Here is an 8,312-nt window from a genome sequence, read left to right as displayed (position 1 = left end):
CCAAGACCGGCGCAGCGCAGGCCAACGCCGGCACAGCGCAGGCCAACGCCCCCGCAACGAAGGGCGACGCCGATGCCGACCGGACGACCGCGGGCCACGGAGACGGTGGGGTGGAAGCTCCAACGCCCGTTGCCAGCACGTCGGCCACCGGCGTCGACATCCCGCCTGGCGAGGGGGCCGCTCAAGGCGGCATCGGGACAACAGCCCAGGCCACCAATAGCGCAATCACCGCGAAAACCTCCGCCGCGACCGACGACGGCTCGAACGCCCCTGACCCGTCCGGCATCGACCGGCGGCTCCTGCTCGCCCGTGGAGCCGCGATCTTCGCCGGCCTCACCGCCGCGGGCATCACCGGGTACGGCGTCAAGACCGCAACCGGCGCTCCCCAGCTCGATCGCGTCCAGCTGCCCCTCGCCAAGCTCCCGCGCGCCATGGACGGGACGCGGCTCGCCGTGGTCTCCGACATTCACCTCGGTCCGCTCACCGGCGTCGGCCACACGGAGCGGATCGTCGACCTCATCAACTCCGTCGACGCGGACATCGTCTGCGTGGTCGGGGATCTCGTGGACGGCAGCGTGGCGGAGCTCGGCAAGTTCGCGGCTCCGCTGGCCGGGATCAAGTCGCGGCGAGGCGCTTACTTCGTCACCGGGAACCACGAGTACTACTCCGGGTTCCAGGAGTGGGTCGTCGAGGTCGGGCGTCTCGGCGTGCGGCCGTTGCGGAATGAGCGGCTGGAGATCGACGGGCTCGACCTCGCCGGGGTGAACGATCTCGGGGGCGCTGACGTCGGCGACGCGCCCGATTTCGGGCGGGCTCTCGGCGGGCGGGATCCTTCGCGGCCCGTGGTGCTGATGGCTCACCAGCCGGTGGCGGCTCGGGAGGCGGCTCCCTACGGCGTCGATCTGCAGATCTCCGGGCACACCCATGGCGGGCAGATGGCTCCCTTCAACCTTCTGGTACGGCTGCAACAGCCGGTGGTGAGCGGGTTCGGCAAGGTGGACGGCGTTCCGGTGTACGTGACCAACGGCGCCGGGTTCTGGGGGCCGCCGGTTCGGGTCGGGGCGCCTCCGCAGGTCTCGGTCATCGACCTCCGCACGCCCTGAGAAACGGCGCGGCAGGAACGGGCGGACGAACGGCACGGCGGAGGCCAGGCGGCGCCGCACGAACGGCACAGCCGGCCGGCATGCACCGACGCGGCGAACGAACGGCACAGCAGAAGTCAAGCCCGACGCACAACCGCACAGCTGGCATGGAGGCACCCACGCCGCGCGACGGCACAGCTGGCATGGAGGCACCCACGCCGCGCGACGGCACAGCTGGCATGGAGGCACCCACGCCGCACGAACGGCACAACCGGCAGGGACCAAGCCGTGCCGCGCCCACGGCACAGCCGGCACGGACGCTCCCCGGGCCCGTCCGAGCCACCCGCGGCAAGCCCGTACAAACACCACGCCCACCGCAGCGAACGGAGGGTGCCCGGGCCCGCGCGTACCTCTTGGAAGTGAATCTTGGGTCCTTGCGCCGAGCCACGACGACGATCTCCCGGGGATTCAATCGTGGATCGGTTATGTCACTTCGCGCGTGGCGGCTTCTGGCTCGCGGCGCGTACGTGACAGGATGCAGCGTGCCCTCGGACAGCGCAGGGTCCTCGGTTGCCGCGGACACGTACGTCGCGGATCTGCACATCCACTCCCGGTATTCGCGTGCCTGCAGCCGTGACCTCACCCTCCCCAACCTGGCCTGGTGGGCCCGCCGCAAGGGCATCGCACTGCTGGGCACCGGCGACTTCACGCACCCTGCGTGGTTCGACCATCTTCGGGAGAATCTGCGGCCCGCCGGCGAGCCCGGGTTGTTCCGGCTGAGCGCCGACGCCGAGAAGGACGTCACGCGGCGGCTGCCCGGGTCGCTGCAGGCGAGCCCGCCCGCGCGGTTCATGCTCAGCGTCGAGATCTCCACGATCTACAAGCGGGACGACCGTACGCGCAAGGTGCACCACCTGATCTACCTGCCGGACCTCGAGGCGGCGGCGAGGTTCAACACCGCGCTCGGGCGGGTCGGGAACCTGGCGGCCGACGGGCGGCCGATTCTCGGGCTGGACTCGCGGGATCTGCTGGAGATCGTGCTGGAGGCCAGTCCCGACGGTTACCTGGTCCCGGCGCACATCTGGACGCCCTGGTTCTCCGCGCTGGGCTCCAAGTCGGGCTTCGACGCGATCGCCGACTGCTACGCCGACCTCGCCGGGCACATCACCGCCGTCGAGACCGGGCTGTCCTCCGATCCGGAGATGAACTGGCGGGTTTCGAGCCTCGACCGCTACCGGCTGGTGTCCAACTCGGATGCGCATTCGCCCGCCGCGCTCGCCCGGGAGGCCACGCTTTTCACGGGTACGCCGGACTACTTCGCGGTCAAGGACGGATACACCCTCGCCGGCACGATCGAGTTCTTCCCGGAGGAGGGCAAGTACCACGCCGACGGGCATCGGGCGTGCGGCGTGAACTGGGAGCCTGCGCGTACCCGGGAGGCGGGGGGCCGGTGCCCGGAGTGCGGCAAGCCGCTGACCGTCGGGGTGCTGAGCCGGGTCGAGGATCTCGCGGATCGTGACGCCGGGAAGACGCGGCCGCAGACCGTGGAGCATCTGATCCAGCTCGCCGAGATCCTGGGCGAGATCAACGGCGTCGGACCGAAGTCGAAGACCGTCGAGGGTCAGCTGCACCTTCTCGTCGCCAACCTCGGGGCCGAGCTGGACATTCTCCGGACCGTGCCGCTCGATGCGATCGGGCAGCACGGTGGGGAGACGCTCAAGGAGGCGATCGGCCGGCTGCGCCGCGGTGACGTACGGCGGGTGCCCGGGTACGACGGCGAGTACGGCGTCATCACCCTGTTCGCGCCGGGGGAGCTGCGGAACAAGCAGAGCGCCCCGCAGGCCGAGACGTTGTTCGACGTGGTGCCGGTGCCGCAGCAGCGCCGGGCCGAGCCGGCGATCGGGCGGGCGCCCGTCCGGAAGGCGCCCAAGGAGCCGGTGAAGAAGAAGGCTCCGCCCATCCAGCCGCCCGCGTCGCCGCACGAACCGTTCGAGCCGATGCTCGCCGGTATGGAGGAGGTCGGCACCGGGCTGCTCGACCGGTTGGACGCGATGCAGCGGGTGGCCGCGTCGGCGCCCGGCGGGCCGCTGCTCATCGTTGCCGGTCCGGGCACCGGCAAGACGCGGACGCTGACGCACCGGATCGCGTACCTGTGTGCCGAGATGGGGGTGTTCCCGCACCGCTGCCTGGCGATCACCTTCACCCGGCGGGCGGCCGAGGAGATGCGGGGGCGGCTGGACGCTCTCATGGGTGAGGCCGCCGAGGACATCACCGTCGGCACGTTCCACGCCGTGGGGCTGACGATCCTCAAGGAGAACGCGAAGGCCGCCGGGCTGGGCGCCGGGTGGCGGATCGCCGACGACGCCGAGCGGGCCGCAGCGCGGGAGCAGGCCGGTGACGACGACGCCGCGTACACGAAGCTGTTGCGCCAGCAGGACCTGGTCGACCTGGACGATCTGCTCACGGTGCCGGTGACGCTGCTGCGGGACGATCCCGGGCTGGTCGAGAAGTACCGCCGGCAGTGGCAGTGGATTTTCGTGGACGAGTACCAGGACGTCGACGACACCCAGTACGAGCTGCTGCGCCTGCTCAGCCCCGCGGACGGCAACCTGTGCGCGATCGGCGACCCCGACCAGGCGATCTACTCGTTCCGGGGTGCCGACGTCGGCTACTTCCTGCGCTTCGCCGAGGACTTCACCGACGCCCGGCTGGTGCGGCTGACCCGCAACTACCGCTCGTCGGCGCCGATCCTCGCCGCGGCGGTGCAGGCCATCGCTCCCAGTTCACTCGTCAGCGGGCGGCGGCTGGATCCGGCCCGGGTCAATCCGGAGTCACCGCTGGTCGGGCGGTACTTCGCGGCGAGCGTGGCGGACGAGGCCGACTTCGTCGTGCGTACGGTGGACGAGCTCGTGGGCGGCCTGTCGCACCGCTCGCTCGACTCCGGCCGGGTGGACCCGCGCGCGGTGGCGCCGGGCACGCTGTCCTTCTCCGACGTGGCGGTGCTCTACCGTACGGACTCGCAGGCGCAGGCCGTGGTGGATGCGCTGTCGCGGGCGGGCGTACCCGTACAGAAACGGTCGCACAACCGCCTGCGCGACCGTCCGGGGGTGCAGGTTCTGGCCCGCGAGTTGCGGCACGCGGACGGTCTCGGCGGCTCGCTGGCCGCGCGCGTCAAACTCAGCGCCCAGGTCCTGGCCCAGCGGTACGCCGCACCCACCCTGGACGCGGAGCAGCTCGCCCCGGAGGACATCTGGACCGCGGCGGACCTGCTCATGCCGCTGGCCCAGCGGATCGGCGACGACCTTCCACGCTTCCTGCAGGAGATCGCGACGGGGGCTGAGGTCGACGCGCTGGACCCGCGGGCCGAGGCGGTCAACCTGCTGACCCTGCACGCGGCGAAGGGTCTGGAGTTCCCGGTCGTCTTCCTGGTGGGGTGCGAGGACGGGCTGCTGCCGCTGCGTTGGCCAGGCTCGACGCCCTCCGACGACGACACCGCCGAGGAGCGCCGGCTCTTCTTCGTGGGTCTGACCCGGGCGCAGGACCGGCTCTACGTCAGCCACGCGGCCCGGCGGTTCCGGCACGGCAGTGAGCGGGAGACGTCGCCGTCGCCCTTCCTGGACGCGATCGACGCCGGCCTCTTCGAGCGGATGGGTGACACCGTCCCGTCCCGCCCGAAGGACCGGCAGCTGCGCCTCCTCTAGTTCAGGCCGAAGCGGCGAGGCCGATCAGGGCACCGGCCAGGAGCGCCGGACCCAGAGGCAGGGCGGTGCGGCGGTTCGCGCGCCTCCGGAGCAGCAGCACCAGGGCGACCGGTCCGTTGATCAGGTGCGGCGCGACCAGGCCGGCCAGCACCGCGGGCGGGCCCGCGAATCCCAGGACGAAGCCCAGGACGGTCGCCAGCTTCACGTCGCCCAGACCCAGGCCGTGGCCCGGGAGCAGGGCGAGGATCAGGTACGCCGACCCGCCCAGCGCCGCCACCACGACGGCCCGCGCGAGCCGGCCGGGCTCCCCGGCGATCAGCGCCCCGGCGGAGAGCGGGACGACCGTGGCGGCCGCCAGCGCGGCGACCAGCGGGTCGGGCAGGCGCAGGCAGCGCAGGTCGATGACGGCGAGCAGGAGCCCGAGGACGGTTGCGGGCAGCAGGACCAGCAGCACGGGGGACGGGCCGATGGTGGCTCCGAGCAGGCCGGCCGCCAGGGCACCGATCGTCACCGTCCACAGCGGCGGCCCGGCGCAGACGCAGGCAGCTCCCGCGCGTACCCAATGGGGGAAGGGCTCGGCGCAGTGAGCGCAAGCCGACCGGGCGGGTGTGCCGCGTGGGATCGCGAGACGGTGGGCGACGCGGGGCAGGAAGGCGGCCGTGGCACCGCCGAACACGGCCGCGCAGGCGGCCACCGACAGGGACATGGACCGGAACGTATCGGACGAGTGATGATCCGGCGCGTCTTGTTACCGACAGGTCGGCGGGATCGGCGCGATTCCGGGAGGGATACCGGCCAGCGTGCACGCTACGGTGGCGTACAGCGAATCCCGCCTGGAGGAACCCGATGTCGCAGAACGGCCCGTACTCCGGCCAGGGCTGGCCCCACGGGGGCCCGACGGGGTCCGACGAGCCGTACACGGAGCCGGCCGATCCCTGGGGTGACGCCGAGACCGCCTCGTCGCCCGCCCCGGATGCCGCGTGGGGTGGCCAGCCGATGTCGGTCCCGCCGACCGGGTCCTCGTCCTACCCGCCGACGTCCTATCCGGCGGCGCCGCTGAACACGCCGCCGCCCTGGCAGCAGCCCCCGCTGCCGGTGCCGCCCAAGCGGCGCAACGCGCCCATCATCGCCCTCGTCGTAGTGCTCGGCCTGCTGATCTGCGGCGGCCTCGGCACGACGGCGCTGCTCGTGTCGCGCGCGGATTCCTCGAAGAACGACGGCAATGCGAGCCCGACGGTGCCGGCCACGACCGCCACGAACGAGGTGGCCGCGCCGGAGCCGCAGACCAGTGAGGACGCCCGCTTCGTCAGGAAGGGGCAGTGCGTCCGCAACGAGGGTTCCGCCGACGACAGCCCCGACCTGAAGATCGTGTCCTGCGCCAGCGGCACGTTCGAGGTGCTCAAGCGGGTCGACGGCCGGACCAGCGGGGAGGCGGATGCCGAGGACAAGTGCAGCAAGGTCGCGAAGTACACCAAGTGGTACTTCTACGACAGCGAGCTGGACAGCCTCGACTTCGTGCTCTGCCTCAAGGAGTATGGCGCCGACTAGCGATATCTAGCAGTAACGCTAGAGAGCGATATACGAGCCTTGAATACCGGACTCTAGCTTTTCGGCTAGACAGCCCGATACGGTGCTATCCGTGGATCCGGTCCGGAACCCGTACGCTCCCGGCGCCGGCCAGCGCCCACCCGAGCTGGCCGGGCGCGGCCGTGAGCTGGACGCCTTCGACGTCGTTCTGGAGCGGGTGGCCCGCGGCCGCCCCGAACGCAGCCTCGTCCTGACGGGCCTGCGCGGTGTCGGCAAGACCGTCCTGCTCAACACGCTGCGGTCGGCGGCGATCGGACGGCTCTGGGGCACCGGCAAGATCGAGGCGCGCCCCGACCAGTCGCTGCGCCGCCCGGTCTCGGCCGCCCTGCACATGGCGATCCGCGAGCTCACCCCGCACCACCGCAACCCCGACCGGGTCGACGAGGTGCTCGGCGTGCTCAAGGCGTTCGCCCTGCGCGCCAACGACGCCACCGCGAAGCTGCGCGACCGGTGGACGCCCGGCATCGACGTGCCGCCCGCGCGGGGACGCGCCGACTCCGGCGACATCGAGATCGACCTGGTCGAGCTCTTCACCGACGCCGCCTCGCTCGCGACCGACGTCGGCACGGGCATCGCCCTGTTCATCGACGAGATGCAGGACCTCGGGCCGGCCGACGTCTCCGCACTCTGCGCCGCCTGCCACGAGCTGTCGCAGCTCGGCGCCCCGCTGATCGTCGTCGGCGCGGGGCTGCCGCACCTGCCCGCCGTGCTCTCCGCCGCCAAGTCGTACTCCGAGCGGCTGTTCCGCTACCAGCGCATCGACCGGCTCGACCGCATCGCCGCGGACCTGGCGCTGTGTGCACCGGCGGCGCGCGAGGACGTCGAGTACGAGGCCAAGGCGCTGGACCTGCTCTACGAGAAGTCGGGCGGTTATCCGTACTTCGTCCAGGCGTACGGGAAGGCGACCTGGGACCACGCACCGACCTCACCGGTGACCGCCGAGGACGTCCGGGTGGCCGCCCCGGAGGCCGAGGCGGAGCTGGCCGTGGGCTTCTTCGGCTCCCGCTTCGAGCGGGCGACGCCGGCCGAGCGGGAGTACATGCGCGCGATGGCCTCGCTCTCCGGCGAGGCCGACAACGACATGGACGCGGCGGTGCCCACCTCGGAGATCGCCGCGTCGCTCGCCCGGCGGCCTGCGAGCCTGTCGCCCGCGCGCGATGCGTTGATCAAGAAGGGCCTGATCTACTCCGGCGAGCGGGGGACGGTCGCGTTCACGGTGCCGCACTTCGGGCGCTATCTGCGTACGCAGCCCTAGGGCGTGCAAGGTCCGGGGCAACGCCGCGTGAATGAGTGTCCACGGCGGGACGGTACGGACCTTCCGCCGGGTGGACATCCGGCGACGCGGGTATAACGAGGCTATGAAGCCCGTACGTGCCGCCGCCCGCGCCATGCTCGGTGCGATCTTCGTCGTCAGCGGAGCCCGCATCGTCCTCAACCCCGACTCCAAGGTCGCCGCCGCCAAGCGGGTGACCGACAAGGTCGGCCCGATGATCGAGAAGGTGGACCCACGCCTGCCGAGCGACGCGCGCAGCCTGGTGCGCCTCAAGGCAGCGAGCGATGTCGCGGCCGGGCTGCTGCTGGCCACCGGCCGGCTCACCCGCCCGGCCGCCGCGGTGCTCGCCGCCGGGCTCGTGCCGACCACGGTGGCGGGGCATTCGTTCTGGACCATGCCGGAGCCCGAGCGCACCCAGCACGAGACCCACTTCCTCAAGAACCTGGGGCTGCTGGGCGGGCTCCTGCTGGCAGCGGTGGACACCCAGGGCAAGCCGGGCCTCGGGTACCGGACCAGTCACGCGCTCGACCGGTCCCAGCGGTCCGTGAGCCGCGCCGTCGACCGCTCGCAGCGGTCCGCGCGTCGTGCCGTGCGTACCGCCCGGCGGGAAGCGAAGATCGCCGCCATGTCCGCGGCGGCCGGCCGCAAGCTGCCCGTCTGAGGCTCGCG

The 8,312-nt window shown here is 72.0% G+C and carries 6 protein-coding genes; 5 read left to right on the top strand and 1 reads right to left on the bottom strand.

What is annotated here, in order from left to right:
• Positions 1-1,103: metallophosphoesterase (locus ACIBO8_RS01195; protein WP_396113069.1), on the top strand; the 1,103-nt coding region annotated here is incomplete at its 5' end.
• Positions 1,104-1,567: 464 nt separating this feature from the next.
• The gene (locus ACIBO8_RS01190; protein WP_396113068.1) at positions 1,568-4,783 is read left to right on the top strand and encodes a UvrD-helicase domain-containing protein; all 3,216 of its coding nucleotides are present in this window, start codon (positions 1,568-1,570) and stop codon (positions 4,781-4,783) included.
• A 1-nt stretch (position 4,784) separates the two neighbouring features.
• Here ACIBO8_RS01190 and ACIBO8_RS01185 read toward each other — a convergent pair whose 3' ends face one another.
• Positions 4,785-5,489, bottom strand: a complete 705-nt coding sequence (locus ACIBO8_RS01185; protein ID WP_396113067.1) for a prepilin peptidase — start codon at positions 5,487-5,489, stop codon at positions 4,785-4,787.
• 140 nt (positions 5,490-5,629) lie between these two features.
• On the opposite strand from ACIBO8_RS01185, the gene ACIBO8_RS01180 reads away from it, so the two are divergent.
• The 3 genes from ACIBO8_RS01180 (at position 5,630) to ACIBO8_RS01170 (ending at position 8,304) form a co-directional block, all read left to right on the top strand.
• Positions 5,630-6,331, top strand: a complete 702-nt coding sequence (locus tag ACIBO8_RS01180; RefSeq protein ID WP_396113066.1) for a hypothetical protein — start codon at positions 5,630-5,632, stop codon at positions 6,329-6,331.
• A 91-nt stretch (positions 6,332-6,422) separates the two neighbouring features.
• A complete protein-coding gene (locus tag ACIBO8_RS01175) occupies positions 6,423-7,625 on the top strand; it encodes an ATP-binding protein (RefSeq protein ID WP_396113065.1) in 1,203 nt (400 codons plus the stop codon).
• A gap of 103 nt (positions 7,626-7,728) precedes the next feature.
• Positions 7,729-8,304 (top strand): DoxX family membrane protein, encoded by a 576-nt coding sequence (locus ACIBO8_RS01170; RefSeq protein ID WP_396113064.1) that lies wholly within the window; start codon positions 7,729-7,731, stop codon positions 8,302-8,304.
• Positions 8,305-8,312: the final 8 nt, after the last annotated feature.

This window comes from Actinoplanes sp. NPDC049681 (assembly GCF_044465265.1).
GTDB lineage: Bacteria > Actinomycetota > Actinomycetes > Mycobacteriales > Micromonosporaceae > Actinoplanes.
The sequence above is the reverse complement of the archived record's forward strand: the minus strand, read 5'-3'. Positions and strand labels throughout refer to the sequence as shown.

Bases quoted from the DNA above. Each gene is read 5' to 3' on its own strand.
- ACIBO8_RS01190 (WP_396113068.1), top strand. From the start codon at position 1,568: ATGTCACTTCGCGCGTGGCGGCTTCTGGCTCGCGGCGCGTACGTGACA.
- ACIBO8_RS01185 (WP_396113067.1), bottom strand. From the start codon at position 5,489: ATGTCCCTGTCGGTGGCCGCCTGCGCGGCCGTGTTCGGCGGTGCCACG.
- ACIBO8_RS01180 (WP_396113066.1), top strand. From the start codon at position 5,630: ATGTCGCAGAACGGCCCGTACTCCGGCCAGGGCTGGCCCCACGGGGGC.
- ACIBO8_RS01170 (WP_396113064.1), top strand. From the start codon at position 7,729: ATGAAGCCCGTACGTGCCGCCGCCCGCGCCATGCTCGGTGCGATCTTC.